A 25,385-nucleotide genomic window follows, 5' to 3' on the forward strand; every position below is an offset into this window, starting at 1 on the left:
CTCTGATCTGCCGATCCCTTCAGGCGGCGCGAGCCGGCTGAAGGTAATCGAGGATGTCGGCAAGTTCGGATTTCAGATGTTTGCGATGCACCACCCGGTCTACCATACCATGCTGATGAAGATATTCCGCGCGCTGGAAGCCGTCGGGAAGCTGTTCGCGAATAGTTTCCTGAATTACACGTTGCCCGGCGAATCCGATCAGCGCGCCCGGTTCGGCCAGCTGAATGTCGCCCAGCATGGCATAGCTTGCGGTTACGCCACCCGTGGTCGGATCGCTCAGCACTACGATATAGGGCAGGCCTGCATCGCGCAGGCGACGGGTCATTACGGTGGCTTTGGGCATTTGCATCAGGCTGAGAATGCCTTCCTGCATACGCGCACCGCCCGCCGCAGTGACTACGATATAGCCGCAATTGTCTTTCAGAGCCCGTTCGGCGCCCTGGCAGAAGGCCTCGCCTACCGCCATACCCATAGAGCCGCCCATGAACATGAAGTCCTGCACGCCTACCACAGCCTTGCGGCCTTCGATCGCGCCTGCGCCTACCGAAAAGGCATCCTCATGCGGATTTTTGGCCCGGGCTTGTTTCAGACGATCCGCATAGCGCTTGGTATCGCGGAATTTCAGCGGGTCTTCCTGGACCTGAGGCTGAGGAAGGAGCTGATAGCCTGCATCGAGCAGCTGGCCGAGCCGGGCGTCGGCGCCAATGCGACCATGATAGTCGCAGCGCGGGCAGACCGAGAGATTCTCCTCATATTCCTTCGAGAAGATCATCTGCGAACATTGCGGACATTTGGTCCACAGATGGTCGGAGGTTTCCCGTTTGGAACCGAAGGGCAGCGAATTGCGGACGCGGTTCAACCAGCTCATGCTGCTGTTTCCTTTCGCGCATTATGGACAGCTTCGGCGAGCGAAGCTGTAAGATTGCGGATGGCGGCAGGGGCATCGTCTCCGTGCTCTTCCACCAGTTTGACAAGGGCGGAGCCGACTACCACGCCATCGGCCACGCGGGCGATATCGCGTGCCTGTTCGGGGGTGCGGACGCCGAAACCCACGGCCACAGGTAAATCGGTAGCAGCCTTCAGCCGGCTCACTGCCTGATCGACCGAATCGATGGCTGCCTGCTGCATGCCGGTGATTCCGGCGACCGAAACATAATAGAGAAAACCGCCCGACCCTTCGAGCACGGCAGGCAGTCGCTTAGCGTCGGTGGTGGGGGTGGCAAGCCGGATCGGAGCGATACCGGCATCGCGCAAAGCCGGGCCAAGCGCGGCATCTTCTTCGGGCGGAATATCGACACAGATGACTCCGTCGACACCCGCTCTGGCGGATTCGGCGGCAAACCATTCCGGGCCGCGGCGAATCATAGGGTTGGCATAGCCCATCAGAACAAGCGGAATATCGGGATGGCGTTCGCGAAACTCACGTGCCAGCCGTAGCACATCCGCCGTTTTGGTGCCTTTGGCGAGCGCGCGCAGATCGGCCGCCTGAATCGCCGGGCCATCCGCCATCGGATCGGTGAAAGGCATGCCGAGTTCGATAACATCGGCGCCGCCTTCCACCAGCGCGTCGAGATTGGCAGCAGTATCGCCATCGCCTGCGGTGATGAAGCAGACAAGCGCAGGATGGCCCTTGCCGAAAGCCTTTTCAAAGCGGGTCACAATTTCGCTCCCAATGCTTCGGCAACGGTGAAAATATCCTTGTCTCCGCGGCCCGACACATTGACGAGGATGATCTGGTCGCGATCATATTCGCCGGACAGTCTGGGCAGGGCGGCGAGGGCATGAGCGCTTTCCAGTGCCGGAATGATCCCTTCGAGACTGCAACAAAGCTGAAAGGCTTCCAGTGCTTCCTGATCGGTGATCGGCAGATAGCGGACGCGGCCCGATTCATGCAGCCAGCTATGTTCGGGGCCAATCCCTGGATAATCGAGCCCGGCACTGATCGAATGGGCTTCTGTAATCTGGCCGTCTTCATCCTGAAGCAGGTAGGTTTTGTTGCCGTGCAGAACACCCGGCGCGCCGCCGGTCAGGCTGGCGGCATGCTTGTCTGTGTCGATCCCGTGGCCCGCAGCTTCGATGCCAACCATCTGCACGCCTGGATCGTCGAGGAAGGGGTGGAACAGGCCGATCGCATTGGACCCGCCGCCTACTGCAGCAACAGCACAATCGGGCAACTTCCCGGTGCGGCTCAGCATCTGTTCGCGCGCTTCGCGACCGATCACGCTTTGAAAATCGCGGACCAGTTCAGGGTAGGGGTGCGGCCCTGCTGCCGTGCCGATGATGTAGAATGTGTCATGCACATTGGCGACCCAGTCACGCAGGGCCTCGTTCATCGCATCTTTCAGCGTCTTCGCACCGCTTTCTACCGGCACCACTTCAGCGCCGAGAAGTTTCATGCGGAACACGTTGGGCTGCTGTCGTTTGACATCGGTTGCGCCCATATAGATCACGCATGGCAGGCCGAACCGGGCGCAGACAGTGGCGGTCGCCACCCCATGCTGGCCGGCACCTGTTTCAGCGATAATCCGTGTTTTGCCCATGCGAATGGCCAGCAGAATCTGGCCGATGCAATTGTTGATCTTATGCGCGCCTGTGTGGTTCAGTTCTTCACGTTTGAACCAGATCTGTGCGCCTTTACCGGCCGGCAGGCTCTCACGCAGTGTTTCGGTCAGCCGCTCGGCATAATAGAGCGGGCTCGGCCGTCCGACGAAATGTTCCAGCAGATCTTCAAATTCCTGCTGAAAGGCCGGGTCGGCTTTGGCTTTGCGATATTCCTGTTCCAGATCGAGGATCAGCGGCATCAGCGTTTCGGAGACATAGCGTCCCCCGAAATCGCCGAAATGTCCGCTTTCATCGGGCTGGTTACGGAAAGAATTGCGTTTTTCGGTCATATCAATCGAGCCGCTTTACAGAAAGCCGCGATTCTGTCCACGTCCTTCACGCCTGGAGCGCTTTCAACACCGGAAGATGTATCGACGAGCGGAGCACCTGTCCGGTGGATTGCATCGCCGACATTATCCGGATTCAGTCCCCCCGCGAGCCCCCATGGTGTTTGCCCGCGATAAGATGCCAGCAATGACCAGTCGAAGCTCAGGCCCATGCCGCCCGGCAGCGTTCCTTCGGGTGTTTTGGCATCGAAAAGAAAAAGATCCGCAGCCCCGTGATAGGCCGATGCCCGGTCGATATCGCCCGCACTTGCCACTGGCAGGGCTTTCCATACGGGCAGGCCGAAATTTTCTCTGACCTGTGCGGCACGTTCGGGCGATTCGGAACCGTGAAGCTGGATAATATCGAGCTTTCCTGCCGCGATGGCATCACGCAGCAGATCGTCATCGGGATTCACGAAAAGACCGACATTGCCTATTCGTCCCTGTGCCCGTGCCGCCAGCGATACGACATTGCGTATAGTCACATGGCGGGGCGATTTCGGAAAGAATACAAAACCGGCGTAATCGGCCCGTCCCTGAATGGCAGCATCGAGTGCGCCAGCGGTCGAAATACCGCAGATTTTGATCGATGGAGAAGGCATGGCTGCGCATTACGCCATCGGTGAAGAGAGTGGAAGCCATTGTTACCGACCCCGTGTGCTCTTGCATCGTGCCAGACGTCGGGCAAAACTTACTAAATGTAATGTGCAAAGGGGGAACGTATGGTTCGTCGATTGTCTTTCTTGTTCGTTCTAGCGGTGTTCTCCCTGTCCGGCTGCAAAGCTCAGGAATCGATTGATGATGCGCTGGCCGACATTTCCACTTTCCACGGAGATCTCGATGCAGGGGATTACGGAAGGATATGGAAGGAGACGGCTCCGGTTTTTCGCGAAGCAACCTCCAAGGATAAGTTTGAGGGTTTGCTGAAGGCCATTCATACCAAGCTTGGAAATGTGACGAAAAGCGAGCAGGTCGGCTGGCGCGTCAATGCCACAACCGACGGCACCTATGTGGTTGTGCAGATGGCAACCGAATTTGCGGAAGGTACCGGGCAGGAGGTTTTTACCTATCTGCGCAATGATAATCGGCTTTCTCTGGCGGGCTATAACATCCAGTCGAACGATATGATGGTAAAATAGGAAGTCTGCCCCGTCAGAACGCACGAGGCAGAGACGGATCCTCTATGTATCGAATAGGTTTTACAGCGTCGCTTCGATTTCACGCGCTGCGGTAGCCGGGTCTTCGGCACGGCTGATCGGCCGCCCGATAACCAGCACGCTCGCCCCGCGGTCCCGTGCTTCGCGTGGGCTGACGGTGCGTTTCTGATCGCCCGCTGCATGGGATGGCAGACGGAGTCCGGGAACGACATGGAAACCGTGTTTCCACTGGGCGTGCACGGCTTCGATCTCATGACCGGAACAGACAATCCCGTCGAGCCCGGAGGCTTCGGCGAGTTCGGCCAGGCGCATGACCTGATCCTGCGGCGTACCGGAAATGCCGGTGCGGGTGAGGTCGCGTTGATCGAGGCTGGTTAGCATGGTCACACCGACCACTTTGCAATGTTCCCCGGCGGCTGCCTTGGCATCTTCCATCATGGCCCGGCCGCCGCTTGCATGGACAGTGACAATGGCGGGTTGGAGCGCATTGATAGCGCGCATCGCACTGGCCACCGTGTTGGGAATATCGTGCAGTTTGAGATCGAGGAAAACCGGCAGGCCCAGCTCCGCCATTTGATGTACGCCATGCGGCCCGTGGGCGCAGAAGAATTCGAGCCCCAGCTTTACTCCGCCTACATGCGGGCCGACCCGTTTGGCCAGCGCTTTGGCATCGTCGATTTGCGGGAGATCGAGTGCGAGATAGACGGGGTTGGTCATGCCGGATCCTGCTGATTGGCGGGCTGGTGAGGTGTGTCAGTGGACGTGAAAGAAGACGGTGTTTCAGTGTTTGTGTCCGTGCCCTTCGTCGCTTGAGCAGAAGGCGCAGGTTCCGCAGCTGCGGTAGCATTACGCACTGCATTTTCCAGCGATGCAATGCGGCGGCGATTCTGCCATCGGCTCGCCCGGTGAATGAGCCACATGGGGATCAGTCCGACAAGGAAAGAGATTACCACCAGCGCAGGGATCTTCGTTTCGAGAATCAGCCCTTCCCAGATCTTCACTTCAACTGGCTTCCAGTTGAAATAGGCGAAGAGCAGTAAGGCGATCAGGATTACTACCCAAACGACGGTGCGGATTATTTTCACGAGGGTAGCCTCCTTCATTCCTCTCGCGCCGAAACTAGGCGTAGCGGCGCGAGAAGGGAAGTGTCAGATAACAAGGCTCGCCGAAACGGGCCGGTATTGAGTTTTAATCGAAAACGCGATCGAAGATCGTGTCCACTTCTTTGAAGTGATAATCGAGATCGAATTTTTCTTCGAGCTGTTCTTCGGTCAGAGCGGCGGTGACTTCTTCGTCCGCCTTCAACAGGTCGAGGAGTGAAAGCGTACCATCGCTTTCCCAGACCTTCATCGCATTGCGCTGTACGAGGCGATAGGCATCCTCGCGGCTGACACCGGCCTGTGTAAGAGCCAGCAGCACGCGCTGCGAATGGACAAGGCCGCCCATCTTATCGAGATTCTTCTGCATCCGCTCGGGGTAAACGAGCAGTTTGTCGACCACTCCTGTCAGGCGGGCCAGCGCGAAATCGAGTGTGATGCAGGCATCGGGACCGATGAAACGTTCGACCGAGCTGTGCGAAATGTCACGTTCATGCCACAAGGCCACATTCTCCATGGCGGGCAGAGCGTAGGAGCGGACCATGCGAGCGAGGCCGGTGAGATTTTCTGTCAGCACCGGATTGCGCTTATGCGGCATGGCGCTCGACCCCTTCTGGCCGGGGGAGAAATATTCTTCGGCTTCCAGAACTTCGGTGCGCTGAAGATGGCGCACTTCCACCGACAGACGTTCGATAGAACTGGCAATCACGGCCAGTGTCGCGAAGAACATGGCATGGCGATCACGCGGGATAACCTGCGTGGATACCGGTTCCGGTTTCAGACCCAGCGCTTCGGCGACATGTTCTTCTACCGACGGGTCTATATTGGCAAAGGTGCCGACGGCTCCCGAAATGGCGCAGGTGGCGATTTCATCGCGGGCTGCCACGAGGCGGGCGCGATTGCGGGAAAATTCCGCATAGGCTTCGGCCATTTTGAGGCCGAAGGTCACCGGTTCGGCATGGATGCCATGGCTGCGGCCAATGGTCGGGGTGTATTTGTGCTCTTCGGCGCGGCGCTTGATGGCTGCCAGCAGCAGATCGAGATCCTGCAACAGCAGATCGGCCGAACGGGCGAGCTGCACGGCCAGTGTGGTGTCGAGTACGTCCGAGCTGGTCATGCCCTGATGCATGAAGCGCGCTTCTTCGCCGACATTCTCCGCGACCCAGGTAAGGAAGGCGATGACGTCATGCTTGGTAACGGCTTCGATCTTGTCGATCGCTTCGACTTCCACTTCGGGATTGGTGTTCCACCAGGCCCATAGCGCTTCGGCGGCGCTTTTCGGCACAACGCCGAGTTCACCCAGCTTTTCCGTCGCATGGGCTTCGATTTCGAACCAGATGCGATATTTCGCTTCCGGCTCCCAGATGGCGGTCATGTCTGGACGGGCGTAGCGGGGGACCATGGGCAACTCCGAAAGCGATATTGATTGAGAATGGAATGGTTGCGCGGCTAATCCGGCCAGAGCGGAATGGCAAGAGTGTGCAGGACGGGGGCGACGATTCGGCGCGAGATTCGGAAGGCGAATGCGCTTCTGCGAATCAGATCAGGCCTTTGGCGCGCAAAGAGACATGGCCCTCACGCCCCACCACCACATGGTCGTGTACGAGAATATTGAGCAGCCGGCCCGCCTCGGCGATTCGATGGGTGATCTCGATATCGGCCCGGCTCGGTTCGGGATTTCCGCTCGGATGATTGTGGACGAGAATCAGGGCTGCGGCACCCACTTCCATTGCCTTTCGAATGACTTCACGCGGATGAATCGCTGCTTCATCGACGGAACCGTCTCCCGCATGGTGATCGAGGATCAGCCGATTCTTGCTGTCCAGATACAGCACCCGCACCCGTTCGACAGTGAGATGGGCCATGTCGATGGCGAGATAGTCGAGCAGTGCTTGCCAGCTTCCCAGTATAGGCTGTTCCTGTAATTCACTGCGGGCCATGCGTCGGGCGGCCAGGGCCACCACTTTCAATGAGGCAGCACTGACTTCGCCCATGCCCTCAATTTCAGCCAGCGCTTTCCATTCGGCATTGAGAACGCGTGAGAGCGAACCGAAGCGAGCGAGCAGCGCTTTGGCAACGGGTTTGGTGTCGCCACGGGGCCGGGCTGCGAAAAGAAGATATTCGAGCACCTCGTAATCGGCGAGCGCTTCGGCACCGCCATTGAGCAGACGTCGGCGTAGTCTTGCCCTGTGTCCGGCACTTGTGTGATTTTCCGCTTTGCCCTCAGGGGAAGGGAAAAGCGTGTCTGGCCCTTCTGACAGCATATTCAGCGCCTTTTGTGGGTCCTTATGCACCTTTTTAGTCGCTTTCTGCGCCTCTTCAGAGAAAGTTGGATTGCCTTTAGCGGATCTTGCGCGCAAGTGTCGCGCAATGCCCAAAGGTGCTCAGGATCGGGACAGTCAGGCGCAGGACGGCCGCCCCAAACGCCATTTTTGGCGATGGTTCCTGTGTGCCTGTCTCCTTTTGCTGGCTGTCACGCTGCTCGTCGCCTGGGTGAATCGTGAGCGCATCGCCGATGGCCTCATCACCAGCGAACTCGAATCCATGGGGCTCGATGCCCGGTATGAAATCGAGGAAATCGGCCCAAGACGCCAGGTTTTGCGCAACATCGTGATCGGCGACCCCGACCATCCCGATCTGACACTGGATCGCGCCACAGTTCTCATCACGCCACGGCTGGGTATTCCCGGTATCGACGAAATCGATCTTCAGGGGTTGCGGCTCTATGGGTCCTATCGCAAAGGCAAGCTAAGTTTCGGCTCGCTCGATGCGATCTTGTTTTCGGGCGATGGCGGACCTTTCGAATTTCCCGACTATGTTCTGAAAGTAGACGATGCCCGGGGCCGGCTGGGTAGCGATTATGGCCCGATTGGCTTCAAGCTTGCAGGAGCCGGCCATTTGCGCGGTGGTTTTGCTGGTGAATTTGCCGCGGTTGCTCCCCTGCTCGCAATTGATGGCTGCCAGCTTAAACGGACTTCGCTGTATGGCAGGATCGGGGTTGATGCCGAGCGGCCAACTCTCAAGGGGCCTCTGAGAATTGGTGAGACCGACTGTGCATCACCTCAACTCGCTCTCGGATCGCTGGCCATGCAGCTCGATCTTCAGCTAGACCGCAATTTTGCGGGGCTTGAAGGAAAGGGAAATCTAGAGGGCAATGGACTGAAATTTCAGGATTATGGTGCTAAAGGACTGGACGGATCGGTACAGTTTACATTTCGCGACTCGAATATAACGGCGCGTTACGATGTGGGTGCTGCCGATATCCATGCGCCGCAGCTTCTGGCAGATGCGTTGTCGCTTGATGGCACGCTGCGCACGAGGAGCCAGTTCGAACAAATCTCTTTGTCCGGCCAGCTTGGCGGCGAGAATGTAAGGCTGGGCAGCGATTATCGCGCCCTGCTGCAAAAGGCGGCTGCGACCACGAAACAGACTATGGTCGGACCGATCCTGACACGAGTCGATCGTCAGTTGCAGCTGGCTATGCGCGACAGCTCGCTCAATGTCGATTTCAAGCTGCGCCGAAATGGCGACGCGAGCAGTATGGTTGTGCCACGTGCCACCTTGCGCGGGGGTGACGGGGCCATATTGTTATCTTTATCGCGCTTTCAGATCGGACTGTCTTCTCCTGGCATGCCTCGTTTGTCGGGAAATTTTGCGACCGGAGGTGCAGGTTTACCCCGCATTGCCGGAAGAATGGAGCGAAATCAGGTCGATGGTGACGCTTTCCTGCGATTGCGTATGAGCCGCTATGAGGCGGATGGCGGAAGTGTGGCTATTCCCGAATTGCTGGTGATTCAGTCGCCCGACGGACCGCTCGGCTTTTCCGGCCGTGTGCTTGCTGACGGGGCATTGCCGGGAGGTTTCGCCCATAGGCTGGAAGTGCCGCTTTCGGGTAACTGGTCTTCCGCTTACGGCTTGGCCCTCTGGCGTCGTTGTGCCAAATTGCATTTTGACCAGCTTGAGCTGGCAAGTCTGGCATTCGGCCGGAACAGTCTAGAACTTTGTCCTGCGCGGGGCGCACCGATTTTGCGCTATGGACGTGAAGGGCTGAAGCTGGTTGCCGGAACGCCATCGCTCGATCTTGCAGGAACTCTGGGCGAAACCCCCATCGCCATTCATGGCGGTCCGCTTGGTATTGCTTATCCCGGCGTCATCTCTGCCAGAGATGTTGCTGTTACGCTTGGAACAGATGAGGCTGCCAATCGGTTTGTATTGAGTGATCTAACAGCCCGTATCGATGAAGGTATCGGCGGGCAGTTCGCCGGGACGGATGTGCGATTGGCAAGCGTTCCGCTCGATATTATCCAGGCCGGAGGAACATGGCGCTACACGGATGGCGTACTGGCGCTGGAAGATGGACATTTCCGGCTGGAAGATCGCCAGGCCGAGAAAAGATTCGAGCCGCTGATATCGGAAGGCGCGCATCTGGCGCTCAGAGATAATGTCATCACTGCCGAAGCCGACTTGCTGGAGCCAACCAGTCATCGGCTGATTACGGAAGTATCGATTTTGCACGATCTGGGAGATAGCAGCGGCCATGCGGATCTTGCTGTCCCAGGTGTTGTGTTCGACGAGGATATGGAAGTTACCAGACTGACACCGCTTGCTTTGGGCGTCGTGGCCAATATGGTCGGTGTAGTTTCGGGTGAAGGCCGGATTGATTGGAACGCAGCCGGTGTGACCAGTTCGGGGCGTTTTTCAAGTTCAGCACTGGATTTTGCGGCACCTTTCGGGCCGGTTCAGGGGGCATCCGGCACTGTGGTATTCAGTGACCTTCTGAGCCTTACAACCGCGCCGCATCAGCATCTTGCTATTGCTTCAATCAATCCCGGCATCGAAGTGTTTGACGGTCAGGTCAATTTCCGGTTGCGCGACGCAACCTATCTCGATGTCGAGGGCGGGAACTGGCCCTTTCTGGGGGGCTCTTTGCAGCTCGAACCTGTCACGGTCACGTTCGGCAAGGATGAGGTGCGGCGTTATAACTTCCTGATAGAAGGGCTCAATGCGGCTAAGCTTATTGACCGGATGGATCTGGGCAACCTTCAAGTAACAGGCACATTCGATGGCCGGATTCCTGTGGTTTTCTATGGGGAAGACGGGCGTATCGAAAATGGTCAGCTTCTGTCCCGGTCTCCGGGCGGCAATGTCGCTTATCTTGGGGAGCTGACCTATAAAGACCTGTCAACCATGGCCAATTTCGCTTTCGACACGCTGCGTTCGCTGGATTATTCAGAAATGGCGGTGACCATGAACGGAGACCTGACCGGTGAAATTATCACGCGGGTTCGCTTCGATGGTGTGAAACAGGGCGAGGGTGCGAGCAGTAATTTCATAACCCGGCAAATTGCCAGTCTGCCCATTCGCTTCGATGTGAATATTCGCGCGCAGTTCTACAAACTGATCACTTCTCTGCGTTCTCTTTACGATCCAACCGCTTTGCGCGATCCGCGCGAACTGGGCCTGCTGGATAGCGAGGGAAACGCCATTCAAATGCAGACTTCGGGCGAGACCGAAGAAAAGACAGACGGGGCTCAGGTGCCGAATGATGAGCCTATTCAGCCCCCCGAAAGCGAGGAAATGCCATGATGCCCGTCAAAGTCAGAGATCGGCTGCACCGGAATAATATAGCTGGCTTGCCTTTCGGACGTGCCCTGATGGCGAAGGGACTATTGATGCTTGGTGTGGTTTCGCTCAGCGGATGTATTTCTGTCAATGCGCCGGACAAGCCGATTGTGATCGAGTTGAACATTAATATTAAGCAGGAAGTGATATATCGGCTGGCAAAGGACGCCGGAAATACGATCGATGCAAATGCAGATATTTTCTGAGATATTGTCAGACCGGACAAAGAACAGGATGCAGATAATGGCAAAAACCGATAGAAAATGGATGCGCGGGGTCCTTTATGGTGCGCTTGCGGCATTGTCCGCTGGCGCTCTTGCCGTTCCGGCCATGGCGCAGCGTGATCCGGCTTATGCGCAGGCGCGTGCCCAGGGAAAAGTCGGCGAAAAGCCTGATGGTTATCTGGGTATTGTCGGCTCCGGATCGAGCGGTCTTCGTGCTATGGTCGATGATATCAATATTCGGCGCCGGGCGCTTTATGCCGAAAAGGCCAAGTCCGCGAACGCAACATTGCAGGAATATGCTTTCACGGCCGGCTGTCTTGCCATTGCCCGGACAAAGCCTGGTGAAAAATATCAGGCGCCGAGCGGCGAATGGAAAACGCGCACCAGTTCTCCGCCGGAGCGTGATTCACGTTGTCCGTAAGTTGTTTGTGTGGCTTTTCGGCACCGCTTAAAGACTTCTCCGCCGGTTGACTTGAAGATACCCCCCGCCTAAGGGGTCCACGCCCTCGGCGAGGAGCGTCTTTGCTTATGCTGGTTTCTCCTTTAAGGAGTACTGTTATGAGTGATGATAAGCTCGCAGAGGACCCCGTTGGTGAGGATGCGCGGATCGATGCGCTTGAGGCGCGGCTGAAAGCTGCCCGAGAGCGAGAAGATGAGCGCAACCGGCCGCGAGTGAAGGGAAACGATGCGAGCTATCGCATGGGAAACCGGGTGCTGGCGGAATTGCTGGGGGGTCTGATTGGCGGTGCGGTGATCGGTTGGGTGATCGACCGGTTTGCCGGGACAGCGCCATGGGGACTGTTGGTAATGCTGGCTCTTGGAGTTATCGTTGCCTTCAGGAATATAATTCGGATTTCGAGCCGACCTCCTGAATAACCTGGAATGGTTTCAGGGGGTTGAGTTTTAGGCGTAGGGTAGGGACGCGATCAAGTGGCAGCCGAACAGGCCAAAATCGACCCGATGCACCAGTTTTCGATCGAACCGCTTTTCGGTTCGCATAACTGGGAGCTGGGCGGGTATAATATCGCTTTCACGAATAGTGCGCTGTGGATGGGCATTGCTGCCTTCGCGCTCTGGCTGTTTGTTTTCGGTGGCATGAAGCGCCAATTGGTGCCGGGCCGCTGGCAAATGGCGGTGGAAAGTTTCACCGGTTTTGTCGATGACATGCTGGAAGCGAATATTGGCAAGGCCGGCCGCAAATATGTGCCCTATGTCTTCTCGCTTTTCATGTTCATCCTCTTTGCCAATCTGCTGGGCTTATTCCCGCTGGGCATTGTGGGCGTCCATCCTTTCACCTTTACAAGCCACTTTACTGTTACCGGCATTCTTGCACTGATCTCTTTTTCGATCGTGCTGGTGGTCGGTTTCGCGAAGCACGGCTTCCACTTTTTCTCGCTCTTCATTCCGCACGGTACGCCCGTGGTGATGATGCCGCTGATTTTCTTCGTCGAGCTGGCCAGTTTCATGGTGCGTCCGTTCAGCCTCGCGCTGCGTCTTTTCGTGGCGATGATGGCCGGGCACCTTCTTCTGGAAGTTCTGTCGAGCTTCGTGATCGCCGGTTTTAACGGTGGTCTCGGCACGAGCATCATTGTGGTGATTCCGACTTTCCTGCTGATGATCGCGATCTGCGCGTTGGAGATTCTGGTCGCGGGCATCCAGGCATATGTTTTCGCTTTGTTGACGTCGCTTTACATCAACGACGCTGAAAACCTTCACTGAGTTTGAGAACCAACTTACACGAATTAAGCAAAGGAGTTTAGTAATGGACGCAGAAGCTGCAAAGCTGCTCGGTGCTGGCCTTGCCGCGATTGGCGCAGGCCTTGCCTCGCTGGGCGTGGGTAATGTTTTCGCCAAGTTCCTCGAAGGCGCACTACGTAATCCGGGCGCTGCTGACGCACAGCAGGGCCGCCTGTTCATCGGCTTCGCCGCCGCTGAACTTCTCGGTCTGCTGTCCTTCGTTGTCGCGATCATTTTGCTGTTCGTCGCCTGATTGTCGACTGACACGTACTGAAAGAACCGGCCGGGCCTGTTCCGGCCGGATCTCTCATTTGTTCCCGCACAATTTCGGACCTGACCGATGCCCCAGATAGCACAGCTCGCTGATACATATTCGAGCCAGATTTTCTGGCTGCTGGTCTTCTTTGGCCTGGTCTTCTTCATTGTCGGCCGTGGCATGGTGCCCAAGGTGATGGACACCGTTTCCATGCGCGACAAGCAGATTTCAGATGACCTTTCGGCCGCTGAAGCTGCTCGCAACGAAGCCAATGCACAGGAAGAAGCCTGGCGTAAGCGGGAAAATGAAAACCGTGCTCAGGCGCATGCTCTGGTGCATGACGCCAAGACGAAAGCTGCGCATGAGACAGAGCAGAAGCTCGCTGCTGCGCAGGAAAAGATCGATGCACGGCTTGCCGAAGCAGAAGCCCGTATCGAGGCCGCTCGTGCCGATGCGGCTTCGGAAATTCAGTCTGTCGCCAGTGATGCTGCGCAGGATATCGTCATGCGCCTCACCGGCATGCAGATTGCCAAAGACAATGCCTCGGCAGCGGTTAAGAAAGCTATGATCCATGGCTAATTCGTCTGAAACACTCTTCACGACCCAGGATACCGAAGCGGAAACGCATGCTTCCGTGGCGCATCATGAGGGGGGTGAACATGCGATAGAGCCCACAGCATTCGGTCTCGAAGCCTATCAATGGGTTTCAGTGGCTATGCTGGTTCTGCTGCTGATTGCCTTTCTGGGTGGCAAGGTTCACAAGTCGATCGGGGGCGGGCTGGACAGCCGTATCGCTTCCATTCGCGAACAGCTCGACGAAGCGAAAAAGCTGCGTGCCGAAGCAGAAGCTTTGCGGCAGGAATATGCTGACAAGATTGCCGGAGCGGAGAAAGACGCTGCGGCGATGCTCGATCATGCCCGGACCGAAGCTTCCGCTATTGTCGAGCGAGCTCAGGCCGATACGGAAGCTACGATTGCCCGTCGTCAGCAGATGGCCGAAGACAAGATCGCTGCTGCGGAACGCGGTGCGGTGGAAGATCTTCGGGCCGAAGCAGCTTCGGCTGCGGCGCTGGCTGCTCGCGGTTTGATCGCTGAAAATTACAAGGCGGATGCCGACCGGCAAAAAGTGGATGAAGCCATCGCCGGTTTGTGACGGGTTTCGGCTTTTGCTGACAGAAAAGGCGGCTTTCGGGCCGCCTTTTTCGTATCCGGAGCAGATTCCGGGACCGATGCTTTATTCGCTAAAGCCCGAAATTGCGTCGTTTTTCCGACAGGATACCGATCATATCCAGACGGGGCGCTGAACGGCACCGAACGGGGCCAGACCGGCCCGCAACAGAGCCATAAGGCCCTGCAACAGGGCCAGAAGACGTCAGAAGGTGTCCTTGGCCGCTCTGAGCGCAGCAAATGTCTCGGCGGGTGTCGTGCCGCCCCAGCGTTTCTGCATGGCCGGATCGTCTGCCCGCAGGAAAGGATTGGTGGCCAGTTCCCGGCTCAGCAGAGTGGGGACGGTCGGCCTGTCGCTTTCGCGCATGGCCTTCACCTCCGCGGCATAGGATTCGAGCGCCCGATTGCCGGGATCGGCATGGAGCGCGAAGCGGGCATTGGCTGCGGTATATTCATGCGCGCAATAAATCAGCGTATCGGCAGGCAGCGCCTTCAGCCGCGAGAGGCTTTCCCAGAATTGCGGCGCGGTGCCTTCGAACATTCGCCCGCAGCCCAGTGCAAAGAGCGAATCGCCGACAAAGGCGAAACCGGCTGCGGGGAGGAAATAGGCGACATGGCCCAAAGTATGCCCGCCGACATCGATCACCTCTGCGCTGTAATCGCCGATGCGGACCGAATCGCCTTGCCCGACCTGCCGGTCGATCCCGGCAATCTTCGCCGCATCGCCGGCCGGAGCGGTGATGGTGCAGCCGGTGGCAGCCTTGATCGCTTCATTGCCGCCTGCATGGTCGGGATGCCAGTGCGTGTTCCAGATCTGCGTGATCTGCCAGCCTCTGGCGCCAGCTTCGCGCAGATAGGTATCGGCATCGGGTGTATCGATGCAGACCGTTTCTCCGCTCGCCGAATCGTGCAGCAGATAGCCGTAATTGTCCGACAGGCAGGGGAACTGATGAATGGTGAGGCCGCTCATTTGCCGTCCAGTCCTCTTTCGAAAGCCACCATATTGTCCGGGAGAGTAACCCAGCCATGCCGGTCCTGTCCCCAGACGGAGCGGGCCGCAGGCGGAAAAGCCGGATCGGCGAAAGCCCCGACCGGAATGCCGGCAATCTCCGGCTTGCGGCTCATGGTGACATAAAGCGTGCTGCCGCATTGCGGGCAGAACGCATTGGTGATCGTGCCGCCCGTTGCGGTTCCGCGCGAATAGCTCCGCGTCTCTCCCGTCAGGCTGACGGATTCGCGAGGGTAATAGGCGATGGTGCCGAAAGGGGAACCGGTGCGGCGCTGACAGTCGCTGCAATGGCACAGCACCGTCATGGGCGCGGCATCGGCAGGCACGGTCGCGGTGAGCGCACCGCACTGGCAACGGGCTTCATGTGAAGGAGGGGAGGTATCGGTCATACCCCTTTGTAGACCATTCCACTGTTGGGCCGAAGGGGCATTTCAGAGCCTGCATGGCCATGACCGGGGATACCGCCCGTTTGGGGCGCACAGACAAAGAAAAAGCCCGGCAGCGCAAAGCTGCCGGGCTTTTCATGAAACCTGTAAAGGTTCCGTGGGGAGGAACTTAGTCCTGCTGTTTCAGGGCTTCGCCCAGAATATCGCCCAGCGATGCACCCGAGTCGGACGAACCGTACTGAGCCACAGCCTGCTTTTCTTCGGCGATCTGGCGAGCCTTGACCGAGAAGTTGGGCTTCTTCGAACGGTCGAAACCGGTGACCATGGCATCGATCTTCTGACCGGTCTGGAAGCGATCGGGACGCTGTTCGTCACGGTCACGGCCAAGATCCGAACGCTTGATGAAGCCGGTCGCGCCGTCGTCGCCCACCTGCACTTCGAGGCCGCCATCGCGGACTTCGAGAACGGTGACAGTGACGGTGGAACCGCGCTTGAGCGTGTCGGAAGAGCCAGCGGCTGCCGGAGCACCCTTTTCGAGCTGCTTCATGCCCAGGCTGATGCGTTCCTTCTCGACATCGACGTCGAGAACCACGGCTTCGACTTCTTCACCCTTGCGGTGCAGGGCAAGGGCGTCTTCACCCGAAATGCCCCATGCGATGTCGGACATGTGAACCATGCCGTCCACATCGCCATCGAGACCGATGAACAGGCCGAATTCGGTAGCATTCTTGACTTCGCCCTTGACGGTCGAGCCGATCGGATGCTTCTCGGCGAATTCTTCCCACGGATTGCGCTGTGCCTGCTTGAGGCCGAGGCTGATGCGACGCTTGTCGGCATCGACTTCGAGCACGACCACTTCGACTTCCTGCGAGGTCGAAACGATCTTGCCGGGGTGAACGTTCTTCTTGGTCCAGCTCATTTCGGAAACATGGACAAGGCCTTCGATGCCCGGTTCCAGTTCCACGAAAGCACCATATTCGGTGATGTTGGTGACCTGACCGGAAACCTTCATGCCCACCGGATATTTGGCGGCAACGCCTTCCCACGGATCGCTTTCGAGCTGCTTCATGCCCAGGCTGATGCGCTGCGTATCGGCATTGATGCGGATGATCTGAACCGTTGCGGTGTCGCCGATATTGACGACTTCGCTCGGGTGGTTGACCCGCTTGTAGCTCATATCGGTGACGTGGAGCAGGCCGTCGATACCGCCAAGATCCACGAAAGCACCGTAATCGGTGATGTTCTTGACGACACCGTCGATCACCTGACCTTCGGACAGCTTGTCGATCAGTTCGCTGCGCTGTTCGGCGCGGGTTTCTTCCAGAACGGCGCGACGCGAAACGACGATATTGCCGCGGCGACGGTCCATTTTGAGGATCTGGAAAGGCTGCGGCATGTCCATCAGCGGGGTGACATCGCGCACGGGGCGGATATCGACCTGGCTGCCGGGCAGGAAGGCCACGGCGCCGTCGAGATCGACGGTGAAGCCGCCCTTGACGCGGCCGAAGATGCGGCCTTCGACGCGCTTGCCTTCGCCGAATTCGCTTTCCAGCTTGTCCCAGGCGGCTTCGCGGCGGGCGCGGTCGCGGCTGAGCATGGCTTCGCCATCGGCATTTTCGACGCGGTCGACATAGACTTCGACTTCGGAGCCGACGGTGAGACCGTGATCGTCTTCACCGCGCATGAATTCCCTGAGAGAGATACGGCCTTCGCTCTTGAGGCCGACATCGACGAGAGCCATGCCGTTTTCGATGGCGGTAACGGTGCCCTTGACGACCCGGCCTTCGAAGCCGCCATCGTCGGCAGAGCCGAGCTGTTCGTCGAGAAGAGCCGCGAAATCATCGCGGGTTGGATGTGGCGCAGTTGCCATAGAGGTAGGATTCCTAACTTCACATTATTCCGGCCAGGCGGTTGTCTCCGCTGGTCTTTTGGCCGAACTGTCCGCATGGCCGGATGCCGCTGCGAACGTCTTTCGGACAGGCGACTGTTCAGGAATGGCTAAAGGCGTGTCCACGCCGGACGAAGCGGGCGGGAACTGCGATCCGAATTGTCCTTGAAAGACCGTCTTACGCGGCCCTGCCACTTCCGAAGCGGGCCGCAAACCCGTCAGACGGGCCGCGCCTTACTGGATGCAGCGAGGAAATGCAAGGTTCGGGTTTTTATTTGCTCAACTGCTGCTCTATTATACGCTTGGTATCTGGCTTGAAAAACTTCAGCTGCTTGAATATCGGGCTACCTTTCGATCCAAACGTTTCTGAAGCACGGCGAGCATAGGTCCAGAAAGTCCAGTTTTTAACAGATTGATTTTTATCAAAATCCTGCACTTTCATGAATTTCTGAAAAAATAGATCGAAATTGAACATGTCAGTTAATTCATGCTGATTTTTGCTGGCATATCTTTTTTTATGTTTTGAAGAAAAAGCATAAGCGGAAGATGTCAGCTTTCTCCGTAAATTGGCTAGAGTTAAATCTCTAAGGAAAACTTTCTGCCCGTCAAAGCGGAAGCCTAAGTATTCTAACCCATTCTTACCAGATCCTCTAACACATTCGCATAAGATTTTATCTTTATAGTTTTTCTTAAACCTGTGAATGCTAGATTTATTTTTGTTAATTTTTATTTCTACTCCGAATGATGAAATTGATTTGATTATATCATCTTCTATTCTGTTTGCTAAATCGATATCTAGCGTGTCGAGAACAATAAGTATGTCGTCCGAGTATCGGTATGACCGACCTCCGTGTTGCGTTGCTATTTTTTTAAGAAAGCAGTCAAAGTCTAACATGTACATATTAGCGATTAAATCACTAATCGGTGTTCCTTGAGGAATTCCGTAAGCATTAGAATTTTTATTTATTATAGACGGAACGGGGCCTTTGCCTGAAATTTTTTCCCTAAATACTGAAGGCTTGCATAACTGCTTAGGCATATCTTTGTAAGAATTTAAAAATCCATCAATTAGTGCGCCAGTTTTTGATTTTTTCTTCCCGAAATATCCTAAACGCTCATAGGCTTTCTTCTTATCTACCCAGCGATATTTTGTAATAGAATTGAATACTGCCAAATGGTCATTTGGTAGTTTTTCAACATTTAAGAGGCTTCGCCAAATTTTTTCAATTCTTTGATGATCTAAAGAATCAAAGAATTTAGAGATATCTAATGTTATAACTGTGCAATTTTTTAAATGAGAAATGAACTCAAATACATCATTGGCAAAGTCTACGTTGCACTTACCTTTGCCATTAAGGTTTGGAATTTTTCGATAGGCAATAGGGACTTCGGTAATTTTGAGTTTTTCTAAACGCTTCTCGTATAAAGGCGATAAAATTCTACGATACCGAGCATATATATAAGCATCCCGCCTCGCTGCGTATCGAATTTTACGAATCTTTTTTTTCGGCTTTTTTTTGCTTTTAGGCGTGCGAAATGGCTGCCAACTTTTGGTATATTCTATAAGCGGAAAAAAAGCATTCTGAGCTACCTTTTGGGGATCGTTCACTATCTTACGTATTTCAGAAAGCTTTAGTGGAGCGTCGAAGTGGGGATAGTGTTTTTGATCGCTGCTGGTCGGGCGCCAGTTAGCAGATATATTGGTTGGTTGAGAGGGGGCGGCATCAGTTGTCTTCATCAACTTGTGACCCGCCCCACACTATTGTCTCCGAGCCCGACGGCTCTAACCTGAAGAGGTTCGACGATGTCTGTTATACTGTAATTGTCGGGATTGCGAAATATCTCATTGAGAAATTCGGCCCGATCAAGACGCAGTGTCACAAATTGTACGGATATACCCTAATGGAGGATTCTATCGCACAGATTATGCAAATATGCCTTGACAGTATTAACAAATAACTCACTTCACGTGATATTTTCTGTCTATGGGAGCAGTTACGTATTCCCAAAGCAGAAATTTAAATTGTTCCTTAATGGGACGCTTTATTTAAGCGGTCAGTTTCTTCCACTGCCTCGATGGCTGCCTGAATGGCTGCGTCCTTATCGAGCGCGCTGGTATCGATAATAAGCGCATCGCTGGCCGGGATTAGCGGGGCTTCCGTGCGGTTGCGGTCTCTTTCGTCGCGGCGGCGCAGATCTTCGGCGATGGCGGGGAGCGTCACCTCGGCACCGCGTGCCTGCATTTCGAGGAAGCGGCGCTGCGCGCGGGCGTCCACGCTGGCGGTGATGAAGAGTTTGGCGCGCGCTTCGGGAGCGATCACCGTGCCGATGTCACGCCCGTCGAGCACGGCACCGCCCGGCCGGGTGGCGAAGGCGCGCTGGCGTTCGTATAGCGCCTGCCGCACCGCATGGTGGATCGAAACACGGCTGGCAAGGCCGCCGGTCTCTTCCGAACGCAGTGCCGGATCGGCGAGCAGGCTGTCGGGAAAATTGCAGGCCGCCAGCGCGTCTGCGGGATCGTCGGGGTTGCCGCCATGGCGCGCCACCTGCTGCCCGACCGCGCGATAGAGCAGCCCGGTATCGAGATGCGGCAGGCCGAAATGGCGGGCGAGGGCTCTGGCGATGGTGCCTTTGCCCGAAGCGGTGGGGCCGTCCACTGCGATAATCAGATCTGCGCTCATGACTGCCGGTCCTTTATCGGTGCGTTGCGGCGTTTATGCCTGCGGTCGCGAAAGGCGCGGATCAGGCCGTAAACCGCAATCAGCGCCCAGAAAAATTCCAGCGTCAGCGAGGCCGGATTGGTGTTCACCAGCAGCGACAGGGTGAGGAGCAGCGCTCCGGCCAGATTGGTGCCGTGCTGGATAAAGAGATCGGGCTGTGCCTTCGCCGTGCCGTAGCCATAGGCGGCGATGATGCAGGCCATGCCGGTAAAGCCGGCGATATTGGCGGCCGTCTCGGTCATCGGTTCTGCTGCAATCCGTCCAGCAGCGCCATGAAATTGGGGAAACTGGTGGCGATGGGGCGGGTGTCGTCCACTTCCACCCCGCCGCGGGTGACGAGCCCCGCCACCGCCATGCTCATGGCGATACGGTGGTCGAGATGGGTGGTGACCGGCGCATGGTCGCCGCCGGGCAGCGGCTCCCCGCCCGTGCCGGTGATGGTCAGCCCGTCTTCCTGCTCGGTCAGCCGCGCACCGGCGGAGGTAAGCGCCGCGGCCATGGCAGCCAGCCGGTCCGATTCCTTGACCCGCAATTCGTCGAGACCCGATGTGGCGGTGGTCCCCTCGGCCATGGCAGCGGCGACGAAGAAGACCGGGAATTCGTCGATCATGCTCGGCGCGATGGCGGGATCGACGCTGATGCCGGTGAGGGCGGAATGGCGCACGCGCAGATCGGCCACCGGTTCACCACCCACTTCGCGGGCATTCACTTCCTCGATTTGGCCGCCCATCTGGCGCAGCAGAGCGAACAGACCCGCGCGGGTGGGATTGAGACCGACATTCTCGATCGTCACATCGCTGCCCGGGGTGATGAGCGCGGCGACGGCGAAAAAGGCGGCCGAGGAGGGGTCTCCGGGCACGGCGATGGTCTGCGGGTGCAATACGGCCTCGCCATGGATGGAAATGACCCGCTCGCCTTTGTCTTCCTCAACCCTGAGATCGGCGCCGAAGCCTTTCAGCATCCGCTCTGTATGGTCGCGGGTGGGGACGGGTTCGATCACGCGGGTGATCCCGGCTGTATTGAGCCCCGCCAGCAGCACCGCGCTCTTCACCTGCGCCGAGGCGACCGGCAGGCGATAGGTGATCGGTACGGGAGGGCTGCATCCGGTGAGCATGAGTGGCAGGGTTCCGCCGGGGCTGGTGGTGAAGCGAGCGCCCATTTGTGCAAGCGGTTCGGTCACCCGGCCCATCGGGCGGCGGGAGAGACTCGCATCGCCGATAAAGCAGGCGGTGACCGGATGGCTGGCAACAAGACCCATCAGCAGGCGGGTGGATGTGCCGCTATTGCCCATATCGAGCGCGCCATCGGGTTGCAGCAGCGCCCCGACGCCGACGCCGTGGATCGACCAGGCCCCGTCGCCCGTTCGCTCGATCGTCGCGCCCATGGCACGCAGCGCAGCGGCGGTGGCGAGCACGTCTTCGCCTTCGAGCAGGCCGGTTACCGTGGTTTCGCCCACGGCCAGCGCGCCGAACATCAGCGAACGGTGGCTGATCGATTTATCGCCCGGCACGCGGATCGTGCCGGTCAGCGCGCCTTCGGGAGAGAAACGGCGGGGCTGCATAAAGGAAGCGGAAGAGGAGTGAGACACAGGGCACACAATCTTTACAGGAATGACGGAATAACGGGTCGCGCTTTTGACAGCGGCAATGGCCTATGGCAAGGCGCGCCGGCTCTTGATGGGGCCTGCCGGTCATCCTCTTGAAGAGGCTCTTGATTCGGGAGCCATCTGCCACCATCAAGTTAAACGAATTTTTGCGAGTGCGCCGCGATGGCGCCGCCAGTTTAAGGATAATGGAATGGTCAAGCCTGAATGGGGGACCAAGCGGACCTGCCCGAAATGCGGCGAACGCTTCTACGATCTCAACAAAGACGATCCCGTGACCTGCATCGAATGCGGGAATGAATGGCACCCTGAGCCGGTGCTCAAATCCAAGCAGCCCATTCCCTTCGAAGAAGAGAAGAAGGAAAATAAGGAAGCGGATTCGGATCTCGCCGATGACGATCTGGAAGATATCGACGATGACGGTGATTCGCCGGATAACGATGTCGATCTGGGCGGTGACGACGATCTCGGCGTCAATCAGTCCAAGGATGATGACGAGGACGATAACTGATCCTCGGCCCCTCGCTGTAAAGAAAAACGGCCTCGCCTTCGGGCGGGGCCGTTTTCGTTCGGGGGAGCGGTGAAGGGGGCTTTGAAAGCTTCGCCAAAAAAGTCGAAATTTTTACAAAAACCCCCTTGCCAAGAATCGATGCCCCGCATAGATGGCGGGCCTCCCACGGCGGAACACGGTTCTCGCTAGCGGGAACAGCTCGCCTCCCGGACGAGCTGAATAACATGGATATGGGGCCTTAGCTCAGCTGGGAGAGCGCTACAATGGCATTGTAGAGGTCAGCGGTTCGATCCCGCTAGGCTCCACCATTCCCTTCCGACATAATAATATATTTCTCCCAGGTCCGGTTCATATAGCGGTCTGTTGTGCTTCCGCATGATGGCTGGCAATCGGGTTGTGCTTGCATTTTATGGGCATATGTGGTTACAGCCGCTCGAACGCAGACCTGAGTCCTGTGTTTTTTGATACATTGCTGGGGATCATCCCCACGCTGGCCGACGAGGTTTCGTCCGCCGGCGTTTTTCGCGTTTGACGCCTTGATGAGCTTATTCGAGGCGCCGGGCAGGAGTAGAAGGACGGAACATGTTTGACAGCCTTTCCGATCGTCTGACCGGCGTATTCGACCGCCTTCGCGGCCGTGGCGCGCTGAATGAACAGGATGTGCGCGAGGCTATGCGCGAAGTGCGGATCGCGCTTCTCGAAGCCGATGTCGCGCTGCCGGTTGCCCGTAAATTCATCGATTCGGTTACCGAAAAGGCCGTTGGCCAGCAGGTTCTGAAATCGGTCACGCCCGGTCAGCAAGTGGTCAAGATCGTCAATGACGAACTGATCGAAATGCTCGGCGGGGACGATGCTGCGCCGCTCGATCTCGACGCCAAGCCGCCGGTGGTCATCATGATGGTCGGTCTGCAGGGTTCGGGTAAGACGACCAGCACTGCCAAGCTCGCTCGCCTGATCCGTGAAAAGCACGGCAAAAAGGCGCTGATGGCTTCGCTGGACGTCAACCGTCCGGCCGCGCAGGAACAGCTCAAGGTTCTCGGCGAGCAGGTCGATGTGGCGACGCTGCCGATCATCGCCGGGCAGCAGCCTGTCGATATTGCCAGCCGGGCGATGGAATCGGCTAAGCTGCAATCGGCCGATGTTCTGCTGCTCGATACGGCGGGCCGTCTGCATGTCGACGATGCGCTGATGGCCGAAATGAAAGCGGTTCACGGTATTGCCAGCCCTCATGAAGTGCTGCTGGTGGTGGATTCGCTCACCGGTCAGGACGCGGTCAATGTCGCGCAGAGCTTCAATGAAGAAATCCCGCTTACCGGTGTGATTCTGACCCGGATGGATGGCGATGCGCGCGGCGGTGCGGCGTTGTCCATGCGTGCGGTGACTGGCAAGCCGATCAAATTTGCAGGGACCGGCGAAAAGCTCGATGCGATCGAGCCGTTCCATCCCAGCCGGGTCGCCAACCGTATTCTGGGCATGGGCGATGTGGTCAGCCTCGTCGAAAAAGCGGCGCAGGTGGTCGAGCAGGAAGAAGCTGACCGTATGGCCGAGCGGATGATGAAGGGGCAGTTCGATCTGAACGACCTTCGCACGCAGCTTCGTCAGATGCAGAATATGGGCGGTCTCGGAATGCTCGCCGGCATGTTGCCGGGTATGAAAAAAGCCAAGGCGGCGATGCAGCAATCGGGGATGGACGATAAGGTTCTCGTCCGCATGGATGCGATTATCGGCTCGATGACGCAAAAGGAACGCGCCAACCCCGCTTTGCTCAATGCCAAGCGCAAACGCCGCGTGGCGGCAGGGTCCGGCACGCAGGTTCAGGACATCAACCGGCTTCTCAAAATGCACCAGGAAATGGGCAAGGCGATGAAGCAGATCAAGAAAATGGGCGGACTCAAAGGCCTCGGCGCGCTGTTCGGCAAAGGTGGCCTCGATGCGGCCATGCCCGGCCTTGGCGGCGGTAAGGGCGGAATGCCCGGCGGCGGTGCCGGCGGGCTTCCCGGCATGGGTGGCGGACAGATTCCGCCCGATCTTCAGAATTTGTTGAACAAGAAGTAATTTCAAAGATTTAGACTGGAAAGGTACGTTCAAATGGCAATTGCTCTTCGTCTTTCGCGCGGTGGCGCGAAGAAGCGCCCTTATTATCGCATCGTGGCTGCCGACACGCGCGCACGGCGTGACGGTAAATATCTCGAGCAGATCGGTGTCTATAACCCGCTGCTCGCCAAGGATGACGAAAACCGCGTGAAGCTGATCGAAGATCGCGTGCGTTACTGGCTCGGCGTGGGCGCACAGCCTTCTGACCGTGTGGCTCGCTTCCTCGATGCTGCCGGCATCAAGGAACGCGCTGCGCGTAACAACCCGCAGAAGGCCGAACCGGGCGAAAAAGCCAAGGAACGCGCTGAAGAAAAGGCTGCCAAGCAGGCTGAAGCTGAAGAAGCGGCCAAGGCTGCAGCCGGTGAAGCTGCTGAAGCTCCGGCTGAAGAAGCTGCCGCCGAGGAACAGGCTGAAGGCTAAGCCCCTTGGAACGGAACACACCCGTGACGCTGGCGGCTGTCAGCGGTGCGCATGGCGTGACGGGTGAAGTCCGCCTCAAACTGTTTGGCGAAGGTCTTGATACGCTTCGGCAATACAAGACCTTCAATGACGGTACGCTGACACTCAGGAAAATACGCAGCGATAACAAGGGCGGCGCTATAGTTCGCTTCGCCGAAGTGGCGGATCGCAATGCGGCCGAAGCGCTGCGTGGCACAGCCCTGACCGTTCCCCGTTCGGCGATGCCCGAACTGGAAGAGGGCGAATATTATCACGCCGATCTGATCGGTTTGCAGGCCATCGATGAAAACGGCGCCGCTCTGGGATATGTGGTCGCGATAGAGAATTTCGGCGCTGGCGATGTCGTCGAAATTGAAAAAGCCGATGGCAAACGCTTCATGATTCCGATGATTGACGATGCCGTGCCCGGCTGGGACGATGCAGCGCTACGTGTAAACGGCGCTTACGTCATTTAATTAGCTTCTCTTGTATTCTTTTTGCCTTCTGCGAACATTCATTTCGCAGGGAGGCCCTCCCGCGTTCCTTTGA

Annotated in this window: 28 protein-coding genes and 1 tRNA gene; 14 read left to right on the top strand and 15 right to left on the bottom strand. The window is 57.3% G+C overall.

The window, feature by feature from the left end; genetic code table 11:
* Positions 1 to 19: 19 nt before the first annotated feature.
* Genes accD through D6851_RS12230 form a run of 4 tightly spaced genes read right to left on the bottom strand, consistent with a single transcriptional unit; the run spans position 20 to position 3,529 of the window.
* Positions 20 to 868 carry an acetyl-CoA carboxylase, carboxyltransferase subunit beta gene (accD, locus tag D6851_RS12215; RefSeq protein WP_120325172.1) on the bottom strand — a complete coding sequence of 283 codons (849 nt, stop codon included), beginning with the start codon at positions 866 to 868 and terminating at the stop codon, positions 20 to 22.
* Positions 865 to 1,659 carry a tryptophan synthase subunit alpha gene (trpA, locus tag D6851_RS12220; RefSeq protein WP_120325173.1) on the bottom strand — a complete coding sequence of 265 codons (795 nt, stop codon included), beginning with the start codon at positions 1,657 to 1,659 and terminating at the stop codon, positions 865 to 867. The genes accD and trpA overlap by 4 nt, the downstream gene beginning before the upstream one ends.
* Positions 1,656 to 2,891 carry a tryptophan synthase subunit beta gene (trpB, locus tag D6851_RS12225; RefSeq protein WP_120325174.1) on the bottom strand — a complete coding sequence of 412 codons (1,236 nt, stop codon included), beginning with the start codon at positions 2,889 to 2,891 and terminating at the stop codon, positions 1,656 to 1,658. The genes trpA and trpB overlap by 4 nt, the downstream gene beginning before the upstream one ends.
* Positions 2,888 to 3,529: a phosphoribosylanthranilate isomerase gene (locus D6851_RS12230; RefSeq protein WP_120325175.1), complete on the bottom strand. Its 642-nt coding sequence runs from the start codon at positions 3,527 to 3,529 to the stop codon at positions 2,888 to 2,890. The genes trpB and D6851_RS12230 overlap by 4 nt, the downstream gene beginning before the upstream one ends.
* 120 nt (positions 3,530 to 3,649) lie before the next feature.
* Between D6851_RS12230 and D6851_RS12235 the strand changes: the two genes are divergently transcribed.
* Positions 3,650 to 4,066, top strand: a complete 417-nt coding sequence (locus D6851_RS12235) for a DUF4019 domain-containing protein (protein ID WP_120325176.1) — start codon at positions 3,650 to 3,652, stop codon at positions 4,064 to 4,066.
* Between the two features lie 60 nt (positions 4,067 to 4,126).
* Here the strand turns inward: D6851_RS12235 and pyrF are convergent, their stop codons facing one another.
* The 4 genes from pyrF to radC form a co-directional block, all read right to left on the bottom strand.
* On the bottom strand, positions 4,127 to 4,801 hold the full coding sequence (pyrF, locus tag D6851_RS12240; protein ID WP_120325177.1) for an orotidine-5'-phosphate decarboxylase: 675 nt from the start codon (positions 4,799 to 4,801) through the stop codon (positions 4,127 to 4,129).
* Entirely contained in the window at positions 4,798 to 5,169 is a 372-nt protein-coding gene (locus D6851_RS12245; protein ID WP_183030086.1) for a LapA family protein, read from the bottom strand. The genes pyrF and D6851_RS12245 overlap by 4 nt, the downstream gene beginning before the upstream one ends.
* Positions 5,170 to 5,272: 103 nt before the next feature.
* Positions 5,273 to 6,583: an adenylosuccinate lyase gene (gene purB, locus D6851_RS12250; RefSeq protein ID WP_120325179.1), complete on the bottom strand. Its 1,311-nt coding sequence runs from the start codon at positions 6,581 to 6,583 to the stop codon at positions 5,273 to 5,275.
* Positions 6,584 to 6,719: 136 nt separating this feature from the next.
* Positions 6,720 to 7,445: a RadC family protein gene (gene radC, locus D6851_RS12255; RefSeq protein ID WP_120325366.1), complete on the bottom strand. Its 726-nt coding sequence runs from the start codon at positions 7,443 to 7,445 to the stop codon at positions 6,720 to 6,722.
* A 106-nt stretch (positions 7,446 to 7,551) separates the two neighbouring features.
* Here radC and D6851_RS12260 point away from each other — a divergent pair, with 106 nt between their 5' ends.
* The 8 genes from D6851_RS12260 (at position 7,552) to D6851_RS12295 (ending at position 14,173) form a co-directional block, all read left to right on the top strand.
* Positions 7,552 to 10,767, top strand: a complete 3,216-nt coding sequence (locus D6851_RS12260) for an intermembrane phospholipid transport protein YdbH family protein (RefSeq protein WP_120325180.1) — start codon at positions 7,552 to 7,554, stop codon at positions 10,765 to 10,767.
* A complete protein-coding gene (locus D6851_RS18060) occupies positions 10,764 to 11,009 on the top strand; it encodes a YnbE family lipoprotein (protein WP_238474076.1) in 246 nt (81 codons plus the stop codon). Before D6851_RS12260 ends, D6851_RS18060 begins: the two co-directional genes overlap by 4 nt.
* A 37-nt stretch (positions 11,010 to 11,046) precedes the next feature.
* On the top strand, positions 11,047 to 11,448 hold the full coding sequence (locus D6851_RS12270) for a YdbL family probable chaperone protein (protein ID WP_238474077.1): 402 nt from the start codon (positions 11,047 to 11,049) through the stop codon (positions 11,446 to 11,448).
* Positions 11,449 to 11,585: 137 nt separating this feature from the next.
* Positions 11,586 to 11,903 carry an AtpZ/AtpI family protein gene (locus D6851_RS12275; RefSeq protein ID WP_120325181.1) on the top strand — a complete coding sequence of 106 codons (318 nt, stop codon included), beginning with the start codon at positions 11,586 to 11,588 and terminating at the stop codon, positions 11,901 to 11,903.
* Between the two features lie 54 nt (positions 11,904 to 11,957).
* Positions 11,958 to 12,746, top strand: a complete 789-nt coding sequence (locus D6851_RS12280) for a F0F1 ATP synthase subunit A (RefSeq protein ID WP_238474078.1) — start codon at positions 11,958 to 11,960, stop codon at positions 12,744 to 12,746.
* Between the two features lie 43 nt (positions 12,747 to 12,789).
* Positions 12,790 to 13,017, top strand: coding sequence for a F0F1 ATP synthase subunit C (locus tag D6851_RS12285; protein WP_120325182.1), 228 nt, complete (start codon positions 12,790 to 12,792; stop codon positions 13,015 to 13,017).
* A gap of 87 nt (positions 13,018 to 13,104) precedes the next feature.
* Positions 13,105 to 13,599, top strand: a complete 495-nt coding sequence (locus D6851_RS12290) for a F0F1 ATP synthase subunit B family protein (RefSeq protein WP_120325183.1) — start codon at positions 13,105 to 13,107, stop codon at positions 13,597 to 13,599.
* Complete coding sequence (locus tag D6851_RS12295; protein ID WP_120325184.1) at positions 13,592 to 14,173, top strand: F0F1 ATP synthase subunit B family protein; 582 nt, start codon at positions 13,592 to 13,594, stop codon at positions 14,171 to 14,173. The genes D6851_RS12290 and D6851_RS12295 overlap by 8 nt, the downstream gene beginning before the upstream one ends.
* Positions 14,174 to 14,392: 219 nt before the next feature.
* Here D6851_RS12295 and gloB read toward each other — a convergent pair whose 3' ends face one another.
* The 7 genes from gloB to aroA all read right to left on the bottom strand — a co-directional run bounded on the left by gloB (position 14,393) and on the right by aroA (position 21,751).
* The gene (gloB, locus tag D6851_RS12300; RefSeq protein ID WP_120325185.1) at positions 14,393 to 15,157 is read right to left on the bottom strand and encodes a hydroxyacylglutathione hydrolase; all 765 of its coding nucleotides are present in this window, start codon (positions 15,155 to 15,157) and stop codon (positions 14,393 to 14,395) included.
* Positions 15,154 to 15,585, bottom strand: a complete 432-nt coding sequence (locus D6851_RS12305) for a GFA family protein (protein WP_120325186.1) — start codon at positions 15,583 to 15,585, stop codon at positions 15,154 to 15,156. Before D6851_RS12305 ends, gloB begins: the two co-directional genes overlap by 4 nt.
* A gap of 166 nt (positions 15,586 to 15,751) precedes the next feature.
* A complete protein-coding gene (rpsA, locus tag D6851_RS12310) occupies positions 15,752 to 17,452 on the bottom strand; it encodes a 30S ribosomal protein S1 (protein ID WP_120325187.1) in 1,701 nt (566 codons plus the stop codon).
* A 289-nt stretch (positions 17,453 to 17,741) separates the two neighbouring features.
* Positions 17,742 to 19,208: a reverse transcriptase domain-containing protein gene (locus tag D6851_RS12315; protein WP_120325188.1), complete on the bottom strand. Its 1,467-nt coding sequence runs from the start codon at positions 19,206 to 19,208 to the stop codon at positions 17,742 to 17,744.
* Between the two features lie 292 nt (positions 19,209 to 19,500).
* Positions 19,501 to 20,139: a (d)CMP kinase gene (locus D6851_RS12320; RefSeq protein ID WP_120325370.1), complete on the bottom strand. Its 639-nt coding sequence runs from the start codon at positions 20,137 to 20,139 to the stop codon at positions 19,501 to 19,503.
* An 8-nt stretch (positions 20,140 to 20,147) separates the two neighbouring features.
* Complete coding sequence (locus D6851_RS12325; protein ID WP_120325189.1) at positions 20,148 to 20,432, bottom strand: CBU_0592 family membrane protein; 285 nt, start codon at positions 20,430 to 20,432, stop codon at positions 20,148 to 20,150.
* Entirely contained in the window at positions 20,429 to 21,751 is a 1,323-nt protein-coding gene (aroA, locus tag D6851_RS12330; RefSeq protein ID WP_120325190.1) for a 3-phosphoshikimate 1-carboxyvinyltransferase, read from the bottom strand. The genes D6851_RS12325 and aroA overlap by 4 nt, the downstream gene beginning before the upstream one ends.
* Before the next feature lie 235 nt (positions 21,752 to 21,986).
* On the opposite strand from aroA, the gene D6851_RS12335 reads away from it, so the two are divergent.
* The 5 genes from D6851_RS12335 (at position 21,987) to rimM (ending at position 25,312) form a co-directional block, all read left to right on the top strand.
* Complete coding sequence (locus D6851_RS12335; protein ID WP_120325371.1) at positions 21,987 to 22,304, top strand: TIGR02300 family protein; 318 nt, start codon at positions 21,987 to 21,989, stop codon at positions 22,302 to 22,304.
* A gap of 232 nt (positions 22,305 to 22,536) precedes the next feature.
* Positions 22,537 to 22,612 (top strand) — tRNA-Ala (locus D6851_RS12340).
* 274 nt (positions 22,613 to 22,886) lie between these two features.
* A complete protein-coding gene (gene ffh / locus D6851_RS12345; protein ID WP_120325191.1) occupies positions 22,887 to 24,359 on the top strand; it encodes a signal recognition particle protein in 1,473 nt (490 codons plus the stop codon).
* Between the two features lie 33 nt (positions 24,360 to 24,392).
* Positions 24,393 to 24,818 carry a 30S ribosomal protein S16 gene (gene rpsP / locus D6851_RS12350; RefSeq protein ID WP_120325192.1) on the top strand — a complete coding sequence of 142 codons (426 nt, stop codon included), beginning with the start codon at positions 24,393 to 24,395 and terminating at the stop codon, positions 24,816 to 24,818.
* A 5-nt stretch (positions 24,819 to 24,823) separates the two neighbouring features.
* Entirely contained in the window at positions 24,824 to 25,312 is a 489-nt protein-coding gene (gene rimM, locus D6851_RS12355) for a ribosome maturation factor RimM (RefSeq protein ID WP_120325193.1), read from the top strand.
* Positions 25,313 to 25,385 lie beyond the last annotated feature (73 nt).

The organism is Altericroceibacterium spongiae (assembly GCF_003610805.1).
Classification (GTDB): domain Bacteria; phylum Pseudomonadota; class Alphaproteobacteria; order Sphingomonadales; family Sphingomonadaceae; genus Altericroceibacterium; species Altericroceibacterium spongiae.

Excerpts from the sequence above, each read along its gene's own strand:
- D6851_RS12335 (WP_120325371.1), top strand. The coding sequence starts at position 21,987 with ATGGTCAAGCCTGAATGGGGGACCAAGCGGACCTGCCCGAAATGCGGC.
- accD (WP_120325172.1), bottom strand. The coding sequence starts at position 868 with ATGAGCTGGTTGAACCGCGTCCGCAATTCGCTGCCCTTCGGTTCCAAA.
- D6851_RS12230 (WP_120325175.1), bottom strand. The coding sequence starts at position 3,529 with ATGCCTTCTCCATCGATCAAAATCTGCGGTATTTCGACCGCTGGCGCA.
- aroA (WP_120325190.1), bottom strand. The coding sequence starts at position 21,751 with ATGCAGCCCCGCCGTTTCTCTCCCGAAGGCGCGCTGACCGGCACGATC.
- rpsP (WP_120325192.1), top strand. The coding sequence starts at position 24,393 with ATGGCAATTGCTCTTCGTCTTTCGCGCGGTGGCGCGAAGAAGCGCCCT.
- D6851_RS12305 (WP_120325186.1), bottom strand. The coding sequence starts at position 15,585 with ATGACCGATACCTCCCCTCCTTCACATGAAGCCCGTTGCCAGTGCGGT.
- ffh (WP_120325191.1), top strand. The coding sequence starts at position 22,887 with ATGTTTGACAGCCTTTCCGATCGTCTGACCGGCGTATTCGACCGCCTT.
- D6851_RS12290 (WP_120325183.1), top strand. The coding sequence starts at position 13,105 with ATGCCCCAGATAGCACAGCTCGCTGATACATATTCGAGCCAGATTTTC.
- pyrF (WP_120325177.1), bottom strand. The coding sequence starts at position 4,801 with ATGACCAACCCCGTCTATCTCGCACTCGATCTCCCGCAAATCGACGAT.
- trpB (WP_120325174.1), bottom strand. The coding sequence starts at position 2,891 with ATGACCGAAAAACGCAATTCTTTCCGTAACCAGCCCGATGAAAGCGGA.
- D6851_RS18060 (WP_238474076.1), top strand. The coding sequence starts at position 10,764 with ATGATGCCCGTCAAAGTCAGAGATCGGCTGCACCGGAATAATATAGCT.
- D6851_RS12285 (WP_120325182.1), top strand. The coding sequence starts at position 12,790 with ATGGACGCAGAAGCTGCAAAGCTGCTCGGTGCTGGCCTTGCCGCGATT.
- radC (WP_120325366.1), bottom strand. The coding sequence starts at position 7,445 with ATGCTGTCAGAAGGGCCAGACACGCTTTTCCCTTCCCCTGAGGGCAAA.
- purB (WP_120325179.1), bottom strand. The coding sequence starts at position 6,583 with ATGGTCCCCCGCTACGCCCGTCCAGACATGACCGCCATCTGGGAGCCG.
- D6851_RS12325 (WP_120325189.1), bottom strand. The coding sequence starts at position 20,432 with ATGACCGAGACGGCCGCCAATATCGCCGGCTTTACCGGCATGGCCTGC.
- D6851_RS12270 (WP_238474077.1), top strand. The coding sequence starts at position 11,047 with ATGGCAAAAACCGATAGAAAATGGATGCGCGGGGTCCTTTATGGTGCG.
- rpsA (WP_120325187.1), bottom strand. The coding sequence starts at position 17,452 with ATGGCAACTGCGCCACATCCAACCCGCGATGATTTCGCGGCTCTTCTC.
- D6851_RS12260 (WP_120325180.1), top strand. The coding sequence starts at position 7,552 with ATGCCCAAAGGTGCTCAGGATCGGGACAGTCAGGCGCAGGACGGCCGC.
- D6851_RS12295 (WP_120325184.1), top strand. The coding sequence starts at position 13,592 with ATGGCTAATTCGTCTGAAACACTCTTCACGACCCAGGATACCGAAGCG.
- D6851_RS12275 (WP_120325181.1), top strand. The coding sequence starts at position 11,586 with ATGAGTGATGATAAGCTCGCAGAGGACCCCGTTGGTGAGGATGCGCGG.
- D6851_RS12315 (WP_120325188.1), bottom strand. The coding sequence starts at position 19,208 with ATGAAGACAACTGATGCCGCCCCCTCTCAACCAACCAATATATCTGCT.
- gloB (WP_120325185.1), bottom strand. The coding sequence starts at position 15,157 with ATGAGCGGCCTCACCATTCATCAGTTCCCCTGCCTGTCGGACAATTAC.
- D6851_RS12235 (WP_120325176.1), top strand. The coding sequence starts at position 3,650 with ATGGTTCGTCGATTGTCTTTCTTGTTCGTTCTAGCGGTGTTCTCCCTG.